This is a genomic window from Streptomyces sp. NPDC007205 (genome assembly GCF_040634095.1).
Taxonomy (GTDB): Bacteria; Actinomycetota; Actinomycetes; order Streptomycetales; family Streptomycetaceae; genus Streptomyces.
In genome coordinates this window covers 62,671-81,585 of record NZ_JBEYEW010000006.1, presented here as the reverse complement: position 1 = coordinate 81,585, position 18,915 = coordinate 62,671, and the positions used below count along the sequence as shown (strand labels likewise).

Below are 18,915 nucleotides of genomic sequence, written 5' to 3'. Positions count from 1 at the left end.
TCGCACAAGCGGGGGGCTTTTCGCATGCCCCGATTGGCCGGATACCCTCTCGCCATGGCAGCCCGGGACCTTCAGGAGCGGATCAAGAAGCTGATCGTCGACCGGCGGCTGCCCTCGGGAGCCCCGTTGCCGACCGAGCCCGAGCTGATGGAGCACCTCGGCGCGAGCCGGAACTCGGTGCGTGAGGCCCTGAAGGCGCTGCAGGCGATGGGGATCGTGGAGATCCGGCACGGCTTCGGGACGTACGTCGGCTCGATGTCGTTCGCACCCCTGATCGAGGGGCTGGCCTTCCGCACCGTCGCCGGGCACTACCGGGGCGAGGACTCCCTGCTGCAGCTGCTGGAGCTGCGCGAGGCGGTGGAGACCGGGCTGGTCTCACGGCTGGCCGGGCGGCTGCCCGAGGCGGACCTCGTTGAACTGGACGCCCTTGTCCGACGTATGGAACAGGAGGCCGCACAGGGAGCCGGCCTCGCCGAGACCGACCGGGCCTTTCACGCCACCCTCTACCGGGGGCTGGACAACGTGCTGCTGAGCGAGGTGCTGGAGGCGTTCTGGGATGCCTTCCACCGGGTGCAGCGGGATCTGGTGGACGTGCCGCAGGACCCCAGGGTCACCTGCCGCCAGCACCGGGAGATCCTGGACGCGGTCCGGTCCGGCGACTCACTGCGGGCGGAGGAGGCCATAAGAGACCACTTCGGCAACATCCGTGCCCGCCTCTCCACCACCGGCGCACCCCGGCCGCCGAAGACCACCGGCGCACCCCCGTACCCCGCCCCCCACACGCGCCACAATGAACGGGTTTGACCGGTAAACACCGCGTTTCGCGTCTTGCGATCATGCGGAGCACCGTAGAACCCTTGGGTGTCCAAGCTGCCGCTGTTTGGCGGCAGTTGGGGGGAATCAAGCGGTTGCCGTACGGCGGGGAGAGGGCCCCGCTCATGAATCGATGCCGAGGGGGGCATCATGCAACCGGAAGGTCGCCGTCCCGTGTCCATGAGGTGGGGAAGACGTGGGGACAGCGAGCCACCACAGCGACAAGACACGCGGTGACACCTGCGTGTGGGGGGAATGACTCATGACGTCGACGCCGCCGGGCGCCGGACCGAGCCACGCTCACAACGACCCGTCACAGACCACACAGCTCAGGGCGGTCACGCACCGGACCGGCCAGTTCCGCCGAATAAAGAAGACCCTGCCGAGATACGACTACGAGCACTACAGCCGGCTCGCGGGCCCCCTCACGCAGCCCGACCCGACCGAGCCGTACACGGTGCAGTACCGGTCGCTGCTCTCGCAGGAGCCGCACCGCATCCGCGCCGCGCTCATGCTGGGCGCGGCCCCCGTGCTCTCCCTGGTCCTGCTGTTCTGGCTGCTCCAGCCCGAACACTGGACCGAACGCGACTATCCCGCCCACGACTTCCTGCCGGCCCTCGACACCGTCATGCTCGTCTCGATCGGCCTGATCGAGTTCTTCCGCTGCATGAACGTGCTGTCCAACGCGCACGCCACCCTCGTCGCCCGCGACCCGATACCGGTCGTCCCCGAGACCGGCACCCGCGTCGCCTTCCTCACCTCCTTCGTGCCCGGCAAGGAGCCGCTGGAGATGGTCACGAAGACCCTGGAGGCGGCTGTGAGGCTCCGTCACCGGGGGCTGCTGCACGTGTGGCTGCTGGACGAGGGCGACGACCCGGCCGTCAAGGAGGTCTGCGCCCGGCTCGGCGTGCACCACTTCTCCCGCAAGGGCGTCGCGCAGTGGAACCAGCCCAGGGGACCGCACCGGGCGAAGACCAAGCACGGCAACTACAACGCCTGGCTGGAGGCGCACGGCGACGACTACGACTTCTTCGCCTCCGTCGACACCGACCATGTGCCGCTGCCCAACTACCTGGAGCGGATGCTCGGTTACTTCCGCGACCCGGACGTCGGCTTCGTCATCGGCCCGCAGGTGTACGGCAACTACGACACGTTCGTCACCAAGGCCGCCGAGTCGCAGCAGTTCCTCTTCCACGCCCTGATCCAGCGCGCCGGCAACCGCTACGGCGCCCCGATGTTCGTCGGCACCTCCAACGCCGTACGCATCAGGGCGCTCAAGCAGATCGGCGGCCTGTACGACTCCATCACCGAGGACATGGCGACGGGCTTCGAGATGCACCGCGCCAGGAACCCGGCGACAGGGCGGAAGTGGAAGTCCGTCTACACCCCGGACGTGCTCGCCGTCGGTGAGGGCCCGAACGCCTGGACCGACTTCTTCACCCAGCAGCTGCGCTGGTCCCGGGGCACGTACGAGACGATCCTCAAGCAGTACGGAAAGGGCCTGTTCACACTGGGGCCGGGCAAGCTCTTCAACTACACGATGATGATCATCTTCTACCCGATGTCCGCCCTCAACTGGATCCTCGCGGCGCTGAGCTGCGCGCTGTTCCTGGGCCTGGGCGCCTCGGGTGTGAACATCGACCCGACCGTGTGGCTGATGCTGTACGGCAACGCGTCCGCGCTGCAGATCGGCCTGTACATCTGGAACCGGCGGCACAACGTCTCCCCGCACGAGCCGGAGGGCTCCGGCGGTGTCGCGGGCATGGTGATGTCCGCCCTGTCCGCGCCGATCTACGCGCGCTCCCTCATGGACGCCGTACTGCGCCGCAAGAGCACGTTCGTGGTGACGCCCAAGGGCGAGTCGGCAAGCCCGGACACGCTGTTCGGGACCTTCCGGATCCACTGGTTCTTCATCCTGGTCTTCGCCGGCTCCCTCGCGGCCGGTTTCGCGTTCGGGCATTCCCACCCCGCGATGATCACCTGGGCGTGCTTCGCCCTGCTGATCACCGCCTCGCCGATCTTCGCCTGGCAGTACACGCTGTGGCAGGAGAGGCGGAAGCCGAAGCCGGCGGCGGCCGGGCCGGTCACCGAACCGCAGGACGCGGTACCGGCGCCGTACGCGGCCCACGTGCCACATGTGCCGCATGTGCCACAACAGCGGCCCACCTGGGCGAAGGAGACGGTCGGGGAGACCGAACAGACCATGCAGATCGCCCTTGGCGGACTGGGGGGACGTAAGGCATGAAGGACCAGGCAGGCCGCCGTCGCGCCCGTCGACTCGCGATCGGTACGGCGGTGGTACTCGCGCTGGCCGGGATGAACGGGCCGTGGGTGTACCGCTTCGGCACCGCGCAGTACCACCAGTACAAGATCAACAGACCCGAGTACAAGGCCGAGAACGGCCACTGGGACATCATCGAGTTCCCGCCGGAGTACCGTCAGGACACCATCCACGCGGCGCTTCTGCACACCGGCAAGGTGCTGCTGGTCGCGGGCTCCGGCAACAACCAGGACAACTTCGACAAGAAGAAGTTCGACACCCGGATCTGGGACCCGGTCAAGGGCACGATCAAGAAGATCCCCACGCCCAAAGACCTGTTCTGCACCGGTCACACCCAGCTCGCCAACGGCAACCTGCTGATCGCGGGCGGCACCAAGCGGTACGAGAAGCTCAAGGGCGACGTCACCAAGGCCGGCGGCCTGATGATCGTCCACAACGAGAACCCGGACAAGCCGATCACGCTGCCCGCGGGCACGAAGTTCACCGGCAAGGCCAACGGCAGGACGTTCGTGTCCAAGGACCCGGTGCTCGTCCCGCGGGCGAAGAAGGTCTTCGACCCGAGGACCGGCGCGTTCCTGCGCAACGACCCGGGCCTGGGGCGGATCTACGTCGAGGCACAGAAGAGCGGCACCCGGTACGAGACCGGCACCCAGGACAACTACCGGATCCAGGGGCTGACCGGCGTCGACGCGCGCAACACGTACGGCATCGCCCAGAAGCTGGCCCTCGACAAGAAGGACTTCCAGGGCATCCGGGACGCCTATGAGTTCGACCCGGTCGCCGAGCGGTACATCAAGGTCGACCCGATGAACGAGGCCCGCTGGTACCCGACGCTCACCACGCTGTCGGACGGCAGGATCCTCAGTGTCTCCGGCCTGGACGACATCGGTCAGCTGGTGCCGGGCAAGAACGAGATCTTCGACCCCCAGACCAGGAAATGGACGTACACGAAGAAGATCCGGCAGTTCCCGACGTATCCGGCGCTGTTCCTGATGCAGAACGGGAAGATCTTCTACTCGGGGTCGAATGCCGGGTACGGGCCGGACAACGTGGGCCGTGACCCCGGGATCTGGGACGTGGACACGAACACGTTCGCAAAGCTGCCCGGACTCAGCGATCCGGACATGATGGAGACCTCCGGGACCGTGCTGCTGCCTCCGGCGCAGAACGAGAAGTTCATGGTGATCGGGGGTGGCGGTGTCGGTGAGTCCGAGCTGTCGAGCAGAAGGACACGGCTGATCGACCTGAAGGCCCCGAACCCGAAGTTCGTCGACGGACCCGAGCTGGAGAAGGGGACCCGGTACCCGCAGTCCTCGGTCCTGCCCGACGACACGGTCCTGGTGTCCGGTGGCTCGGAGGACTACCGGGGGCGCGGCGACTCCAACATCCTCCAGGCCCGGCTGTACCACCCCGACAGCGACAGCTTCACGCAGGTCGCCGATCCGCTGGTGGGACGGAACTACCACTCCGGGTCGATCCTGCTGCCGGACGGGCGGGTGATGTTCTTCGGGTCCGACTCGCTGTACGGGGACAAGGCGAACACGAAGCCGGGGAAGTTCGAGCAGCGGATCGAGATCTACACGCCGCCTTATCTGTACCGGGATGCGCGGCCGTCCCTGAGCGGGGGCCCGCAGACGATTGCCCGGGGCGCTTCGGGGACGTTCACGTCGAAGCACGCGGCCGGCATCAAGAAGGTGCGGCTGATTCGGCCGAGTGCTTCGACGCATGTGACGGACGTGGACCAGCGGTCGATCGCCCTGGACTTCAAGACGGCCGGAGACAGGATCACGGTCACCGTCCCCAGGAACCGGAACCTGGTGCAGTCCGGGTGGTACATGCTCTTCGTGGACGACGACCAGGGGACGCCGTCGGAGGCGCAGTGGGTGAGGGTGCCGTAGTCACCTGCTGTTCCTGGCAAGGGCGAGTGCGTAACTCGCCCACCACTGCCCTGCCTTCGGGCCTCCCTTGCACGTGCCGTCGGACTCCCCCGGGCGCTTGACCCACAGATAGGCGTCCACCAGGGGGTCGGCCGTCCTTGTCGTCGGGGTTTCTCCCAGGGCCCGGTCCGGCGGGTTGCACCAGCGCTGGGCCGGGTCGCCGCCGGTGTAGGGGCCGTTGCCGTTGCGGCTGGTGTCGATGACGAAGTGTTTGCCGCCCACCTTCGACGACAGTTGCTTGCCGTAGGCGATGGAGTCCCGGGTGGAGTAGAAGTTGGAGACGTTGACGGAGAAGCCGTCGGCCTGGTCGACGCCCGCCTGCTGGAGGGGCTGGTAGATCTGGTCGGGACGGCCCCAGCCGGCGTTTCCCGCGTCCAGGTACACCTTGGTGTTCTTCAGGGACTTGAGCTTGGCGATCGCGCCCTTGAGGAGGTCGTAGCGCTCCTCGTGGAACTGGGCCGGAGTGCAGCCGTCCACGAGGTGCAGGACGGCGTCGGGTTCGAGGACGACCGTCGCGGAGCGGTCGCCGATGCCCCGGGCCACGGCGTCGATCCAGGCGCGGTAGGCGTTGCCGTCGGCGGCGCCGCCCTGGGAGTACTGGCCGCAGTCGCGGTGCGGGATGTCGTAGAGGACGAGCAGGGCCGTGCGGTCCGACTTCTCGGCGGCCTCCGTGAAGCCGCGGGCCTCCTGCTCCGGGTTCTCGGGGCCGATCCACTCCCCCACCGGCTGCTCGGCGATCTTTCTGATCTGCTCGGCCTCGGACTTCTTGCCGGAGGTGGCGTAGGCGGCGAGCCGGCGGGCCGCGGTGCCGTCCGGGTTGACCCAGAACGGATCGGCGGCCTTGGGCTGTTGGGTGACAGGGGCCGCCGGGTCCCCGTTGCCGCCTCCGCCTCCGGAGGAGCATCCGGCGAGCAGCAGTGCCGCCCCCAGCACCACCACCGACGCCGACGCGCGCACGGAAGGACGGGCCCCCCTGCTGTCGTCCATACGAATCCCCCTGGCCCCCTGGGCGAAACCGGTCAGGGGGCCAATCGTGGCATATCCGGCCGGTGCGTCACGAGGTCGCGTGGCGGGGCGTACGGGGGTCAGCGGGTGGTTTTGGTGAGGTACGCGGAGACCACCACGTTGGCCGTGTAGGTGTGGCCGGCCCGGTCGAAGGCGCCGCCGCAGGTGATCAGGCGCAGCTCGGCACGGCCGGGTCGGTGGGGACCGTAGGCCTGGTCGGCGTCGAAGCCGGCGCGGGGCAGGACGCGGACGTCGTCGATGGTGAACTCGGCGACCGTGCCGTCCGAGCGGACCACCCGGACCGTCTCGCCGGGCCGGAGCGTGCTGAGCTGGTAGAACACGGCGGGCCGGGTGGCGGTGTCGACATGCCCGACCAGAAGCGCCGCGCCCTGGGCACCGGGGGCGGCGCCGGCGCCGTACCAGCCGACCACACCCGGCTGGTCGAGGGGCGGCGGGTCGACGGCACCCTGGGCGTCCAGGCCCCGGCTCACCACCGGTGCGCGCACCCGCAGCCGGGGGATGTCCACCCGCTGGGGTACGGCGCCTTTGAGCGGGGTGGCCGGGCGGGGCAGCCGGGTGGGGTCGGCGGGCCGGAGGACGAACAGGTCACCCGTGGCGGGTCCGTCCGTGCCGTGCGGTACGCCGGTCAGCGCGCGCCCCCACAGCCACAGCCCGAGCAGAAGCAGCGCCCAGACGAGGCCGGTGAGGAGCCGCCTGGTGCCGGTGGCGCGCCCGCGGTCGTCGGACATGGGCGGCTTCAGCGCGTACGACGGCTGCGGCGGGCGCCGAGCCCGACGGCGACCGCCGCGATCCCGGCGAGGACCAGGCCGGTCACCGACTGGGCGGTGTCGGGTTCGGACGCACTGGTGGCCACCGTGGCGAAGTGCGCGGTGCCGCCGCCGCCCGCGTTGACGGGGGCGACGGGCGTGGCGTCCCCGGTGGGCAGCCGGCCGGGCTCCGCGGACTGCCCGGCTCCTTTGCCGGCCACCGTGACCTTGCCGGTGATCACGGAGCCGGCGCAGGTGATCGTGACGTCGTAGACGCCCGGCCCGAGGGAGGAACGGACGCGGGTCTCACCGGACAGGGTGCCCTGGCTGCCGGTCAGCCGTGCGTCGGAGACGAACGCGGCCGAGCCGGCGGTGGCCTGCCGCCCGGAGCAGCCGCGGACCCGCAGGGACACGTCGGTGCCGGGGCCGGGCAAGGCGGGGGTCACGGAGACCGGGCCCGCGTCCGCGGCGGGGGCCGCGTGGGCGGCCGGGGCGAGCGCGGTGACGGCCAGGATTCCTGTACACAGAGTGAGGCGTAGTGAGCCCATCGTGAACCTCCAGATATCTGGAGGCTCCCCCGGCCGGAGCGCCCCCGCATCCTCGGGGGGCGCCCCGTTGCTCCGAACGGGTGGATCGGGTTTTGAAAACTCCTGATCAGGCCTGATCAGGCCCGGTCGGGCCCGGTCACACCAGGTCGACCAGGTCCGCGATGGAGTCGACGACCTGCGAGGGCCGGAAGGGGTAGCGGTCGACGTCGTCGGGCTGGGTGACGCCGCTGAGTACCAGGAAGGTGCGCATACCGGCCTCCAGGCCCGCGAGGACGTCGGTGTCCATGCGGTCGCCGATCATCGCGGAGGTCTCCGAGTGGGCCCCGATGGCATTGAGCCCGGCCCGCATCATCAGCGGGTTCGGCTTGCCCACGAAGTACGGCTTCTTGCCGGTCGCGGCGGTGATCAGGGCGGCGACCGAGCCGGTGGCGGGCAGGTCGCCCTCGATGGAGGGGCCGACGTTGTCGGGGTTGGTCGCGATGAACCGGGCGCCGTTGTTGATCAGCCGTACGGCCTTGGTGAGGGCCTCGAAGGAGTAGGTGCGGGTCTCGCCGAGGATGACGAAGTCGGGCTCGTGGTCGGTGAGGATGTAGCCGATGTCGTGCAGCGCGGTGGTCAGGCCCGCCTCGCCGATGACGTAGGCGCTGCCGCCGGGGCGCTGGTCGTCCAGGAACTGGGCGGTGGCCAGGGCGGAGGTCCAGATGTTGTCCACCGGCACGTCCAGGCCCATCCGGCGCAGCCGCGCGTGCAGGTCACGGGCGGTGTAGATCGAGTTGTTGGTCAGCACCAGGAAGGGCCGGCCGGACTCGCGCAACTTCTTCAGGAAGGCGTCGGCTCCGGGAATGGGGACGCCCTCGTGGATCAGGACACCGTCCATGTCGGTCAGCCACGACTCGATCGGCTTGCGGTCTGCCATGTTGTGCGTCTCCTGGCGTACGTACGGTCAAGAAAGCGGGGGCGCCGGAACCACGGCGTACCGACGCCACCAGCCTAGTGAAGGCGGCCTGATCCTGACCCCGAGCTCCTCTCACCGGGCTCCCGAAAGCAGGGCGGGCAGGTCGGCGACGGAGTCGAGGATGTGCGTGGCGCCGGCGGCCCGGAACTCCTCGTCGCCGTGGGCGCCGGTGCGCACCCCGGCGACCAGCCCGGCCCCGGCCCGCACCCCGCTGAGCACGTCGTACGCGGTGTCCCCGACGACCGCGACCTGCCGTACGTCCTCGGCGGCTCCGGTCCGCACGAAGGCCTCCAGGACCATGTCCGGGTACGGCCGTCCGCGCCCGCCGGCGTCGGCCGGGCACAGGGTGAGCGCGACGAGGTCGCGCCAGCCCAGGGCGTCGAGGATCGCGTCCTGGGTGACACGGGCGAACCCGGTGGTCAGGACGACGGTACGACCGCTGCCGGCCAGCTCCTCGATGGCCTCGCGGGCGCCCGGCACGGGGGCGCTCAGACCGGCGTCGACGAGTTCGCCGTACGCCTTCTCGAAGACGGTGTTGGCGCGCCGGGCCCGGTCCTCGTCGCCGAACAGGTGCCGGAAGACGGAGATCTTGGACTCGCCCATGGTGGCGCGGACGTACGCGAGGTGGTCGGCGTGCTCGGCCGAGCCGGGTGCCACGCCCAGCTCGGTGGCCGCCGCCGCGAAGGCGCGCTCGACCAGTCCGCCGTCGGCGACGGTCGTGCCGGCCATGTCGAGGACGACGAGACGGATGTCGGTCATGGTGGTCAACGTGCTCACCAGCCCAGTTCGTTCGCGGTGGTCTCGGCTATCGCGGGGGCGCAGGTCATGCCGCGACCGCCGGGCCCGGTGACCAGCCACACCCCCTCGCGCACCTGCTGCCGGTGCACCACCCGCCCGGGTTCGGTGCACTGCGCGTACACGCCCGCCCAGCGGCGGCGGATGCGCGGCAGCGGCCGGCCGAGCAGGGACTCGACGACGCCGGTGAGGTGCTCGTACGGCTCTTCGACGGTGTCGAAGGCGAAGGGGTGCGTGTACTCGTGGGTGTCGCCGATGGTCAGGCCGCCGTCGGCGCGCTGCACCATGAGCAGCTGCATCCGGTGCGTGGCGGCGGTCTCCGGCTGCGGCTGCCGGGCGTTGAGCGCGTCCAGCGCCAAGGAGGCGTAGGCCGGGTAGTAGCGGAAGCTGTCGGCGTCGGCGACGGAGGTGGTCAGCGGCTCGCCGAGCGGGTCGGTCTGCATCATCTGCAGGCGGACGCGGCGCACGGGCAGGCCGGGTCCGGCGAGTTCGCGGACCAGGCCGCCGAGCCAGGCGCCGGTGCACAGGACGACCGCGTCGGCCCGGTGGACGTCCCCGTGGTCATCCCGGACGGCCCCGGCGCCGGTCACCTCGCGTACCTCCCGGCCCGGCAGGAAGGTGTAGTGCGGGGACTTCAGCAGTTCGGCGCGCAGGGCGAGCTGTGCGGTGCGCGGCTCGACGGCCGCGTCCCGCTCGCAGTGGAGGGCGGCGGTGAAGTCGCCGCGCAGGGCGGGGTTCAGGGCGCGGGCCTCGTCCGGGGTGAGGAGCTTGTAGCCGCGGGCGGCGGCGTCGGCGCGGGCCACGGCGGCCTCGGCGACGGCGAGTTCGAGGGGGCCGCGGACGGGGGTCAGGGACCCGTTGGCCCGGAAACCCAGCGCCGGGACACGGTCCCCGATGCCCTCCCACAGTTCCCGCGCCCGCAGCGCGGTCTCCAGCTCTTCTCCGCCGGCGCGGCCACTGACCCAGATCTGCCCGAAGTTGCGCAGCGAGGCGCCGCGCGCCTCGGCCTCGCGCTCGATCTGGACGACCTGGTGGCCGCGCCGTACCGCATGCCAGGCGTGCATGGTGCCCACCACGCCGGCTCCGACGACTGTCACTCTCATAACGGCAGCGTGGACGACCAGCCCCCATTTGGGCTAGACCCGTTATCTTTTCGTTATCCTTTTCGCGTCCTCTCAGACATGCGGCAGGTGCGCCTTCTCAGCCCGCGAGATGCGTGGTGAACGAGAACCGGTCCCCCCGGTACAGCGACCGTACGCGCTCCAGGGGCCGTCCTTCCGTGTCCCGGGAGATCCGGTGGATCAGCAGCATGGGCAGGGCGGGCGGGGTGCCGATGAGCAGGGCTTCGCGGGGGGTGGCCAGCACGGTCTCGATCCGCTCGTCGGCGTCGCCGAACAGGACGCCCTGGGCGGCGAGGTAGCCGTAGAAGGAGGAGTCGGGGTCGAAGTCGCTGTCCAGCCGCGGCAGCCGCGCGACGGCGACATACGTGCTCTCCAGGCCGACCCGTTCCTCGTCGGCGAGCAGCACGCGCTCCAGGTGCCAGACCGGTTCACCCCGGGTGAGCCCGGTCTCCGCGGCGAGGGCCTCCGGGCAGGGGAAACGGTCCAGCGAGACGAGGGTCCGTCCGGGCGTACGGCCCTGGCGGCGCACGCCCTCGGTGTAGCTGGCGAGGGACAGCGGCTGGGCGAGCTTGGGCCCGGCGACGACGGTCCCCCGGCCGCGCCGCCTCAGCCTGCCCTCCAGCACCAGCTCCCGTACGGCCTGCCGCACGGTCTCCCGGGCGACGTCGTACCGCTCGGCGAGATCCCGCTCGGTGGGGATGACGCCGTCCTCCCCGAGTTCCTCCAGCAGGGCGGCGATCCGCGCCTTCACCTCGTAGTACTTGGGGATACGGCCGTGCTCGGGAATGCCGGAGCGGACGGGGGCGCCGGGGGCCTGGTCGTTCGGGTAGTCCACGCAGGGATCGTCGCAGACGGGGCGGCTGTCGCCGCACGGGACCCCGGTCCGGGTTCAGCGGCGTCTGCGGGCCAGCAGCAGGGCTCCGCCGCCGGCCCCGAGGAGCGCGGCGGCGGCCATGAGCAGCGCGCCGGCGCGGCCGGGTCCGGTACGGGCCAGCTCGCGGGCCCACTCCCCGGCCGCCTCCGTCTCCTGGACGAACGGCAGGGAGGGGTCGGGCGTGGCGGTGGGGGTCCCGGTGCCGGGGGTGGCCTGCGGGCTGCCGGACGCACTGGGGGTCACACCGCCGCCCTCCTGGGTGCCGTCCGGCTCCGGCGTCGCGTCCTGCGGCGGCTCCTCGCCGTCCCGGGCGACCCCGAACCGGTAGGCGTTGGACTCCCCGACCCAGTCCCCGTCGTCACCCCGGCGCTGGACGAGGGCGGCCGTGGCGGTGACCCGCTCGGCCGCGACGTCGGAGCGGAGCGCCAGCCTGACCTTGACACTGACGGTCTTTCCGGGCGGTACGGCGAACCCGTCGAACCCCTCGCCGTCGAGCACGCCGACCAACTCGTGCTCGTCGGTGCTCTCGAACGTCACCGGCCGGGCCTTGGGGCCGTCGTAGAAGTCCAGCTCGGTCTGGTCCGGCTTCAGGGCGCGTTTGTCGTCGACGAGGACGACCACCGGGTGGACGCCGGTGCAGGTCCGGCGGGTGGTGTTGGTGAGGTCGAGGTACCAGGTGCCGTATCCGCCGCCCGCCTCGTAGGAGTCCGGGCCGCCGCGGATCCGGGTGGTCAGCGGGAAGGAGTGCGCGTCGGCGCCGACACAGGCGGGGGGCGTGTCGGCGGAGGCGGGGGCCGGCGACGACACGGGGACGACCACGGCGGCGGCTGCGGCAAGGCAGAGGGACAAGGACGTGCACAGTCGCATGAACACATGACCATGCCGGGTCACGGGCGGGGACCGCGGACGCCACTCCAGGACGGGCCGGAACTCCGCCCGGACAGCGGAGTCCCGGCGGCCGGGGCGTCAGGGACCGCAGATGCGCTGGGCCTGGGAGGCCGTCGCGACGCGCTGGGCGTCGGCGTCCTGGAGCGCCTGCAGCTCGGACCGGTCCGGATGCCCTCCCTCGGCGATCTGACGGTCGATGCCGTTCTTCAGGGCTTCGTAGTCCTGTTCGGCCTTGCCGGCAGCTGCGACGGCCCGGTCACAGGCGCTGTCCGTGCCGTGCACGGAGGCGGCATGGGCCGCCGGGGAGAACGCGAGGAGCAGCGCGGCACCGGCCGCGGCGGCAGACAGACGTACGGACACCATGGGATGAAACCTCCGGGGTGCGGGGTCAGGACGAGAGCAGGACCAGCCGGGTGTGGTCCTGTGTGCCGACGCACACCTGGTACGGGTCGGGGTCGCCCCGGCGTTCCTGGCACTTCCACGTGGCCCCGGCCGCGCGCACCTCGACGGGCGCGCCCTTCGTGCCGTGCCAGACCTTGGTGTAGGCGGCCGCCGCCTGGAGCGCGGTGGCGCAGGGCACGTTCTCGGTGGCCGACACCGCGAGCCCGGTAGCCCGGTCCGTTCCGCAGAAGGGGGTGGGTTTCCGGGGTGCGCCGGTGCCGGCGAAGGCCGGGGCGGGCACCGCGAGGCAGAACACGGCGGCTCCCAGCAGACCGGCGACCGTTCTCATGCTGGTCGAGCGCACTTGGTACCTCCTTGCCCGGGGAAAGCCCGGCGCACCGAGTACCCAGGGCTGCCCCGCGCGCCCGGAACCTCGCTTCCCTTTCTCCGGGTGCCTTGTGGCTGATCGCCGGCCGGCCACGGCGCGGGGCACCGCCTACGCGTCACCCCGCCCGAACACCGGCGCCAACAGCAGCTGCGCGGCGCCCTCGGCCACCACTCGCTCCCCCCGCGGAGCGACCCGCACCGGCACCGGCTTCCCCCGCACCCCCTCCCGCCGGGCCCGTGCCTGCAGCACCTCGTCAACCCCCCGCACGAACACCCCCGGCGCCCCCGCGATCGTCCGCCCGCCGAGCAGGACCCCCTCGATGTCCAGCAGCCCGGCCAGATTCCCCGCCCCCACCCCCAGCACCCGCGCCGCCTCCCCGGTCTCCCCGCGCGCCACCGCCGCCAGGCACAGCACCTCCACGCACCCCCGGTTCCCGCACTCGCACAGCGGCCCGTCCAGCTGGATCACCTGGTGCCCGAACTCCCCCGCCCCGGTCCGCGCCCCCCGATGCACGCGCCCGCCGATCACCAGCCCGGCGCCGAGCCCCGTACCGAGATGCAGATACGCGAAGGATCCCCCCTCACCCCCGACCGCCAGCCCGAGCGCCGCCGCGTTCGTGTCCTTGTCCACCACGACCGGCACCCCCAACCGCTCCCCGAGCGCGTCGCGCAGCGGAAACCCGTCCCACTCGGGGAACCCGGTGACCCGGTGCAGCACACCCCGCGCATGGTCGAGCGGCCCCGGAAGCGCCACCCCCACCCCGAGCAGCGTCCCCGCACCGGCGAGCCCCTCCGCGCCCAGGCCGAGCCCGTCCCGCACCACCCCCTCCACCACGCCGACGACCGCCCCCAGCACAGCCTCCGCCCCGGCCCCCAGATCCAGCCCGGCCCGCCGCTCCCCCACCACGGCCCCGTCCAGGTCGACCAGCACCACCCGCAGCTCATCGCGGTCCAGATGGACCCCCACCGCATGCCCGGCCTCCGGCACGAGCCGCAGCACGGTGCGCGGCTTGCCGCCCGTCGACGCCCGCCGCCCGGCCTCCGCCGCGAGCCCCTCCTCCCGCAGCCGTGCGGTGATCTTGCTGACGGCCTGCGGGGTCAGCCCCGTCCGCTCGGCCAGTTCGAGCCGGCTGATGCCCTCCGCCCCGGCGTCCCGCAGCAGCCCCAGCACCAGGGCGGTGTTGTGACTGCGCACCACCCCGAGATTCGCCCCCGCCGGCCCACCGCTCCCAGCTCCGCTCCCCGGCCCAGCCCCCGGTGCCGTCGCCCCCGTCGTCCCCGTCGCCGTCGCCGTCCTCGCCCTCGTCCTGTTCACGGCCCCATTGTCCCCACCGCTTGCACTTTGGCAACAGCGTTGCGAAAGTGGAGCCCATGACAGGACGCACTGCCACCCCCCTTCGCGTCGGCCTGATCGGCTACGGCCTCGCCGGCTCCGTCTTCCACGCCCCGCTGATCGCCGCCACCGAGGGCCTCGCCCTGGACACCGTGGTCACCTCCCAGCCGGAGCGGCAGGAGCAGGCCCGCGCCGAGTTCCCGGACGTGACGCCCGTCGCCACCCCCGAGGAGCTGTTCGACCGCGCGGACCGGCTTGACCTGGTCGTCATCGCCTCCCCGAACAAGACGCACGTCCCGCTCGCCTCCGCCGCTCTCAAAGCGGGCCTGCCGGTCGTCGTCGACAAGCCGGTCGCCGGCACGGCGGCCGAGGCGCGCGACCTCGCCGCCCTCGCCGAGGAGCGCGGCCTGCTCCTGTCGGTCTTCCAGAACCGCCGCTGGGACAATGACTTCCTGACACTGCGCCGGCTGATCTCCCAGGGGGACCTGGGCGACGTATGGCGCTTCGAGTCCCGCTTCGAACGCTGGCGCCCCCGGCCCAAGGGCGGCTGGCGTGAGTCCGGCGACCCGGCAGAGATCGGAGGTCTGCTCTACGACCTCGGCAGCCATGTCGTCGACCAGGCTCTGGTGCTCTTCGGCCCGGTCACCGAGGTGTACGCCGAGACGGACATCCGCCGCCCCGGCGCCGAGACCGACGACGACACCTTCATCGCGCTCACCCACGCGAACGGCGTCCGCTCCCACCTCTACGTCTCCGCGACGACCGCCCAGCTCGGCCCCCGCTTCCGGGTGCTCGGCTCCCGCGCCGGCTATGTGAAGTACGGCCTCGACCCGCAGGAGGCGGCTCTGCGCGAGGGCCTGCGCCCGGGTCCGCGGTGGGGCGCGGAGCCCGAGTCCCTCCACGGTCGCATCGGCGCCGGCGAGTCCCCGGTGACCGGCGGCGGCACGCCCGTACCGACCCTCCCCGGCGACTACCCCGCCTACTACGCGGCCGTCGCGCGCGCCCTGACCGGCGCCGGCCCCAACCCGGTGACCGCGCTGGAGGCGGCCGCCGCCCTGGACGTACTGGAAGCGGCCCGCAGGTCCGCCCGGGACAAGGTGACGGTGACCCTCTGATGCAGCACCAGCAGCACCAGCAGCACCCTCAGCAGGTGACCCCGAGGACCGTCCCGGAGCCGCCCCCGTCCGTCGAGGAGCTGGAGGCGCAGGAACGCCGCCTGGTCTTCCGGCAGTTCACCCACGACGACGCCTGGGCCCTCGGCTCGCTCCTCGTCGAGCTGGCCCGCGAGCGCCGGGCCCCGGTCGCCGTCGACATCCACCGCGCCGGACAGCAGCTCTTCCACGTGGCCCTGCCGGGCTCCACCCCGGACAACGACGCCTGGATCGCCCGCAAGCGGCGCGTGGTGGAGCGCTACGGCGCCTCGTCCTACCTGGTCGGCGCCCGCTTCCGCGCCAAGGGCACGACCTTCGAGGACTCCTCCCGCCTGGACCCCGACACCTACGCGGCCCACGGCGGCTCCTTCCCGATCACCGTCGAGAACGTGGGCGTCATCGGCACGGTCACGGTGTCCGGCCTGCCCCAGCTGCAGGACCACCGGTTCGTCGTCGAGGCGCTGGAGCAGTTCCTGAAGAGGTGACACCCGCGCGGGATTACATGAGGGATCCCTCCGGTTGGGAATGGCTGCAGAGATGATGATCACGCCCCCACCCGGAGGGATCGCCCCATGAGCACGGTGAAGGACAGGATCGGCCGGTACGGCATCTGGAGTGTCGGCCTGCGCGCGGAGGATCCCTCCCGGCGCGGCGAACTGGCCGATGCGGCAGCCGAGTTGGAGAGCCTCGGCTACGGCGCCGCATGGCTGGGCGGCAGCAGCGCCGCCCGGCACGCCGTACCGCTTCTGGAGGCCACCGCCACCCTCGCCGTCGGCACCAGCATCCAGAGCATCTGGCAGTACGACGCCGAGGCGAGCGCGGCGGCCTTCGCCGAGGTGGACGCCGCCCACCCGGGCCGCTTCCTGCTCGGCCTCGGCGTGAGCCACGCCAAGCTCGCCGACCAGTACCGCCGCCCGTACTCGGCGCTGGTCTCCTACCTCGACGCCCTGGACACGGCCGGGGTTCCCGCGGAGCGCCGGGTGCTGGCCGCCCTCGGCCCGAAGACCCTTCAGCTGTCCGGCGAGCGGGCGGCGGGCGCGGTGCCCTACCTGGTCACCCCCGAGCACACCGCCCGGGCCCGCGAGATCCTCGGCGAGGGCCCGCTGCTCGCCCCGGAGCTGAAGGTCGTCCTGGAGACCGACCCGTCCCGCGCCCGGACCCTGGCCCGCGAGACCCTGGCCATGTACCTCGCCCTGCCCAACTACACCGGCAACTTCCTCCGGCTCGGCTTCACCGAGGACGACCTGACCGGCGGCGGCAGCGACCGCCTGGTCGACGCGCTCTTCGCCTGGGGCGACGACCAGCGCATCCGCGCCCGCATCGACACCTTCCACCAGGCGGGCGCGGACCATGTGGCCCTCCAGGTGGTGACCGCCGACCGGCGGGACGCCCTCCCAAGGGAGGAATGGCGCCGGCTCGCTTCTCTGCTCGGATGACCGGCCGTCAGGCGCCCTCTCTCTCCACACGGGGAAGCACCCGGTCGAGAAGCCGCGGCAGCCACCAGTTCGCCCGGCCGAGCAGGACCATGCTCGCCGGCACCAGGATCCCCCGCACGACGGTCGCGTCCAGCGCGACCGCGCAGGCCAGGCCGATCCCGAACATCTTCACGACGGGGTCGTCGGACAGCAGGTAGCTGAGAAAGACGCTCACCATGATCAGCGCGGCGGAGCTGATGATCCGCCCCGTGGAGCCCAGGCCGTCGACCACGGCGCGCCGGTTGTCCCCGTGCCGCAGGTATGCCTCGCGTACGGAGCTGAGCAGGAACACCTCGTAGTCCATCGAGAGGCCGAACAGTACGGCGAACATCAGCAGCGGCACGTAACCGGGGACGGGCACCGCGCCGTCGAGGCCGATCAGCGAGGCTCCCCGGCCCCACTGGAAGACGGCGGTGAGGATGCCGTACGCGGCGGCGACGGAGACCAGGTTCAGGACGGCGGCCTTCGCGGCGACCAGCGGGGAGCGGAAGGCGAGCAGCAACAGCAGTCCGGCCATGGCGAGGACGAAGCCGCCGACCAGGGGCATCCGTGCCGCGATCCGGGCGTTCAGGTCGGTCTGCGTGGCCGGTGTGCCGCCCACGTGGGCGACCTGTCCGTCGTGCCCGGCCGCCTCGGGCAGGGTCACCTCGCGCAGGTGTCGTACGAGTGCGGCCGTGGCCGGATCGCCGGGGGCGGTACGGGGAGTGACCTGCCACAGCGCCGTACGGCGGTCGGTGCTCAGCCGCGGGTCCCCGGCCGAGGCCACGTCGTGTGTGGCGCGCAGGGCCCGGGTGAGGCCGGTCAGCCGGGGGTCGGCGGGGCCGGACGCCGGGGCGGGCAGCGTGTCGGTGACCTGGAGGGGGCCGTTGGAGCCCGGTCCGAAGGCGTCCGTCATGCGGTCGTAGGCGAGGCGGCTGTCGGTTCCGGCCGCCTTGGTGCCGGCGTCGAGCTGGCCGAAGGTGAGCGTCGCCGCCGGGGCGGCGCAGACCGCGAGAACGGCGGTCGCCGCGAGCAGCAGACGCCATGGGCGGGCGGCGACGCGCTCGGCGACCCGGGCCCAGCCGCGCGCTCCTTCCGCGGGCGCCGTCTTCCTGGGCGTGAGGCGGCGGCCGAGCAGGGTCAGCAGGGCGGGCAGCAGGGTGAGGTTGACGAGGAGTGCGGTGAGCACCGCGATGCCGGGCGCGAGCGCGAGGGCGTCCAGCAGGGGCAGTCCGCCGAGGGCGAGGCCGGCCAGGGCCGCGATGACGGCGGTCCCGGCGAAGGCGACCGACTTGCCGGATCCGGCCGTGGTGCGCACGGCGGCGTCCTCGACGCCGGCCCCGGCGGCGCGCAGCTGCCGGAACCGGGTGAGGGAGAACAGGCTGTAGTCGATGCCGACGCCGAGGCCGATCATCGCCGCGATGGTCTCGGCCGACGACGGTACGTCCGTCAGGTGGCCGACGAGGGCCAGCAGGGACAGGGATATGCCCAGGCCCAGCGCGCCGAGCGCCAGCGGGAGCACGGCGGCGAGGAGACCGCCGAAGGCGAGGGTGAGCACCAGGAACGCCGCCGCCGCGCCGATGGCCTCGCTGCGGCCGGTGGTGCCCTTGTCGACGGCGCCGGCGAGCTGGCCGCCCGGGGTGACCTCGATGCCCGCGTCGGCGGCGGGGTGCGCGGCCGACGTGATGCGGTGGGTGAGGCCGGGTGTGATGTTCCGGCCGGAGACGTCCAGGCGCACGGTGAGGTACGCGGTGTGCCCGTCCTTGCTCATGGCGCCCTGTCCGGCCGCGTCGTAGGGCGTGGTGACGGCGGTGACGTGCGGCACTCCGGCGATCGCCCGGGCGGCGGAGGTGACGGCCGCCCGCGACCGGTCGGTGGTCAGCGCGGGGCCGCCGGCGGAGGTGTGCAGGACCACGGGCTGTGTGCCGGTTCCGGTGCCGGGGAAGGCCTTGCCGAGGACGTCGAGGGCGGCCTGGCTGTCGCTGCCGGGGAGTGAGACGTCGTCGGTGACGGCCCGGCCGAACCAGCCCGCGGCTCCGAGGGCGGCGGCCAGCAGCAGGGCCCAGACCGCGACGACCGTTCCGGGTCTGCGGGCGCACCAGCGCCCCACCGCAGAGAACATGCGCTCAGCCTTCGTGACGAGAGACGACCAGCGCCTCGGCTTATTGCACTCACCGTGCAATGAGTCGACGGGCACAGGTTGCACTCGCAGTGCAATAATGTCA

At 72.1% G+C, this 18,915-nt stretch carries 18 protein-coding genes; 6 read left to right on the top strand and 12 right to left on the bottom strand.

Annotation, left to right across the window (positions count from 1 at the left end):
* Positions 1-54: 54 nt before the first annotated feature.
* The 3 genes from ABZ624_RS12955 (at position 55) to ABZ624_RS12945 (ending at position 4,992) form a co-directional block, all read left to right on the top strand.
* A complete protein-coding gene (locus ABZ624_RS12955; protein WP_360086291.1) occupies positions 55-804 on the top strand; it encodes a FadR/GntR family transcriptional regulator in 750 nt (249 codons plus the stop codon).
* Positions 805-1,075: 271 nt separating this feature from the next.
* Positions 1,076-3,058, top strand: a complete 1,983-nt coding sequence (locus tag ABZ624_RS12950; protein WP_360086288.1) for a glycosyltransferase family 2 protein — start codon at positions 1,076-1,078, stop codon at positions 3,056-3,058.
* Positions 3,055-4,992: a kelch motif-containing protein gene (locus ABZ624_RS12945; RefSeq protein WP_360086285.1), complete on the top strand. Its 1,938-nt coding sequence runs from the start codon at positions 3,055-3,057 to the stop codon at positions 4,990-4,992. Before ABZ624_RS12950 ends, ABZ624_RS12945 begins: the two co-directional genes overlap by 4 nt.
* On the opposite strand, the gene ABZ624_RS12940 is transcribed toward ABZ624_RS12945, so the two are convergent.
* The 11 genes from ABZ624_RS12940 to ABZ624_RS12890 all read right to left on the bottom strand — a co-directional run bounded on the left by ABZ624_RS12940 (position 4,993) and on the right by ABZ624_RS12890 (position 13,950).
* Positions 4,993-6,018: a glycoside hydrolase family 6 protein gene (locus ABZ624_RS12940; protein WP_360086282.1), complete on the bottom strand. Its 1,026-nt coding sequence runs from the start codon at positions 6,016-6,018 to the stop codon at positions 4,993-4,995.
* Positions 6,019-6,116: 98 nt separating this feature from the next.
* Complete coding sequence (locus tag ABZ624_RS12935) at positions 6,117-6,785, bottom strand: class F sortase (protein WP_360086279.1); 669 nt, start codon at positions 6,783-6,785, stop codon at positions 6,117-6,119.
* Positions 6,786-6,793: 8 nt separating this feature from the next.
* Positions 6,794-7,351 (bottom strand): hypothetical protein, encoded by a 558-nt coding sequence (locus tag ABZ624_RS12930; RefSeq protein ID WP_360086276.1) that lies wholly within the window; start codon positions 7,349-7,351, stop codon positions 6,794-6,796.
* Positions 7,352-7,487: 136 nt separating this feature from the next.
* Positions 7,488-8,267 (bottom strand): HAD-IIA family hydrolase, encoded by a 780-nt coding sequence (locus tag ABZ624_RS12925; RefSeq protein ID WP_360086273.1) that lies wholly within the window; start codon positions 8,265-8,267, stop codon positions 7,488-7,490.
* A gap of 111 nt (positions 8,268-8,378) precedes the next feature.
* Positions 8,379-9,065, bottom strand: coding sequence for a phosphonatase-like hydrolase (locus ABZ624_RS12920; RefSeq protein WP_360086270.1), 687 nt, complete (start codon positions 9,063-9,065; stop codon positions 8,379-8,381).
* A gap of 14 nt (positions 9,066-9,079) precedes the next feature.
* Entirely contained in the window at positions 9,080-10,204 is a 1,125-nt protein-coding gene (locus ABZ624_RS12915; RefSeq protein WP_360086267.1) for a TIGR03364 family FAD-dependent oxidoreductase, read from the bottom strand.
* A 97-nt stretch (positions 10,205-10,301) separates the two neighbouring features.
* Positions 10,302-11,057: a GntR family transcriptional regulator gene (locus tag ABZ624_RS12910; RefSeq protein WP_360086264.1), complete on the bottom strand. Its 756-nt coding sequence runs from the start codon at positions 11,055-11,057 to the stop codon at positions 10,302-10,304.
* Between the two features lie 54 nt (positions 11,058-11,111).
* Positions 11,112-11,969 (bottom strand): hypothetical protein, encoded by an 858-nt coding sequence (locus tag ABZ624_RS12905; RefSeq protein WP_360086937.1) that lies wholly within the window; start codon positions 11,967-11,969, stop codon positions 11,112-11,114.
* A gap of 93 nt (positions 11,970-12,062) precedes the next feature.
* A complete protein-coding gene (locus ABZ624_RS12900; RefSeq protein ID WP_360086262.1) occupies positions 12,063-12,347 on the bottom strand; it encodes a hypothetical protein in 285 nt (94 codons plus the stop codon).
* A gap of 25 nt (positions 12,348-12,372) precedes the next feature.
* Positions 12,373-12,729 (bottom strand): hypothetical protein, encoded by a 357-nt coding sequence (locus ABZ624_RS12895; RefSeq protein ID WP_360086259.1) that lies wholly within the window; start codon positions 12,727-12,729, stop codon positions 12,373-12,375.
* A gap of 132 nt (positions 12,730-12,861) precedes the next feature.
* A complete protein-coding gene (locus ABZ624_RS12890; RefSeq protein WP_360086256.1) occupies positions 12,862-13,950 on the bottom strand; it encodes an ROK family transcriptional regulator in 1,089 nt (362 codons plus the stop codon).
* Between the two features lie 173 nt (positions 13,951-14,123).
* Between ABZ624_RS12890 and ABZ624_RS12885 the strand changes: the two genes are divergently transcribed.
* From ABZ624_RS12885 to ABZ624_RS12875, 3 genes are all read left to right on the top strand, one after another.
* A complete protein-coding gene (locus tag ABZ624_RS12885) occupies positions 14,124-15,200 on the top strand; it encodes a Gfo/Idh/MocA family oxidoreductase (protein WP_360086253.1) in 1,077 nt (358 codons plus the stop codon).
* The gene (locus ABZ624_RS12880; protein WP_360086250.1) at positions 15,200-15,721 is read left to right on the top strand and encodes a heme-degrading domain-containing protein; all 522 of its coding nucleotides are present in this window, start codon (positions 15,200-15,202) and stop codon (positions 15,719-15,721) included. The genes ABZ624_RS12885 and ABZ624_RS12880 overlap by 1 nt, the downstream gene beginning before the upstream one ends.
* Before the next feature lie 87 nt (positions 15,722-15,808).
* Positions 15,809-16,672, top strand: a complete 864-nt coding sequence (locus ABZ624_RS12875) for an LLM class F420-dependent oxidoreductase (RefSeq protein WP_360086247.1) — start codon at positions 15,809-15,811, stop codon at positions 16,670-16,672.
* A gap of 7 nt (positions 16,673-16,679) precedes the next feature.
* Here the strand turns inward: ABZ624_RS12875 and ABZ624_RS12870 are convergent, their stop codons facing one another.
* Positions 16,680-18,812 carry an MMPL family transporter gene (locus tag ABZ624_RS12870; RefSeq protein ID WP_360086244.1) on the bottom strand — a complete coding sequence of 711 codons (2,133 nt, stop codon included), beginning with the start codon at positions 18,810-18,812 and terminating at the stop codon, positions 16,680-16,682.
* Positions 18,813-18,915 lie beyond the last annotated feature (103 nt).

Bases quoted from the DNA above. Each gene is read 5' to 3' on its own strand.
- ABZ624_RS12915 (WP_360086267.1), bottom strand. From the start codon at position 10,204: ATGAGAGTGACAGTCGTCGGAGCCGGCGTGGTGGGCACCATGCACGCC.
- ABZ624_RS12925 (WP_360086273.1), bottom strand. From the start codon at position 8,267: ATGGCAGACCGCAAGCCGATCGAGTCGTGGCTGACCGACATGGACGGT.
- ABZ624_RS12900 (WP_360086262.1), bottom strand. From the start codon at position 12,347: ATGGTGTCCGTACGTCTGTCTGCCGCCGCGGCCGGTGCCGCGCTGCTC.
- ABZ624_RS12950 (WP_360086288.1), top strand. From the start codon at position 1,076: ATGACGTCGACGCCGCCGGGCGCCGGACCGAGCCACGCTCACAACGAC.
- ABZ624_RS12955 (WP_360086291.1), top strand. From the start codon at position 55: ATGGCAGCCCGGGACCTTCAGGAGCGGATCAAGAAGCTGATCGTCGAC.
- ABZ624_RS12885 (WP_360086253.1), top strand. From the start codon at position 14,124: ATGACAGGACGCACTGCCACCCCCCTTCGCGTCGGCCTGATCGGCTAC.
- ABZ624_RS12920 (WP_360086270.1), bottom strand. From the start codon at position 9,065: ATGACCGACATCCGTCTCGTCGTCCTCGACATGGCCGGCACGACCGTC.
- ABZ624_RS12875 (WP_360086247.1), top strand. From the start codon at position 15,809: ATGAGCACGGTGAAGGACAGGATCGGCCGGTACGGCATCTGGAGTGTC.
- ABZ624_RS12945 (WP_360086285.1), top strand. From the start codon at position 3,055: ATGAAGGACCAGGCAGGCCGCCGTCGCGCCCGTCGACTCGCGATCGGT.
- ABZ624_RS12880 (WP_360086250.1), top strand. From the start codon at position 15,200: ATGCAGCACCAGCAGCACCAGCAGCACCCTCAGCAGGTGACCCCGAGG.
- ABZ624_RS12940 (WP_360086282.1), bottom strand. From the start codon at position 6,018: ATGGACGACAGCAGGGGGGCCCGTCCTTCCGTGCGCGCGTCGGCGTCG.
- ABZ624_RS12930 (WP_360086276.1), bottom strand. From the start codon at position 7,351: ATGGGCTCACTACGCCTCACTCTGTGTACAGGAATCCTGGCCGTCACC.
- ABZ624_RS12935 (WP_360086279.1), bottom strand. From the start codon at position 6,785: ATGTCCGACGACCGCGGGCGCGCCACCGGCACCAGGCGGCTCCTCACC.
- ABZ624_RS12870 (WP_360086244.1), bottom strand. From the start codon at position 18,812: ATGTTCTCTGCGGTGGGGCGCTGGTGCGCCCGCAGACCCGGAACGGTC.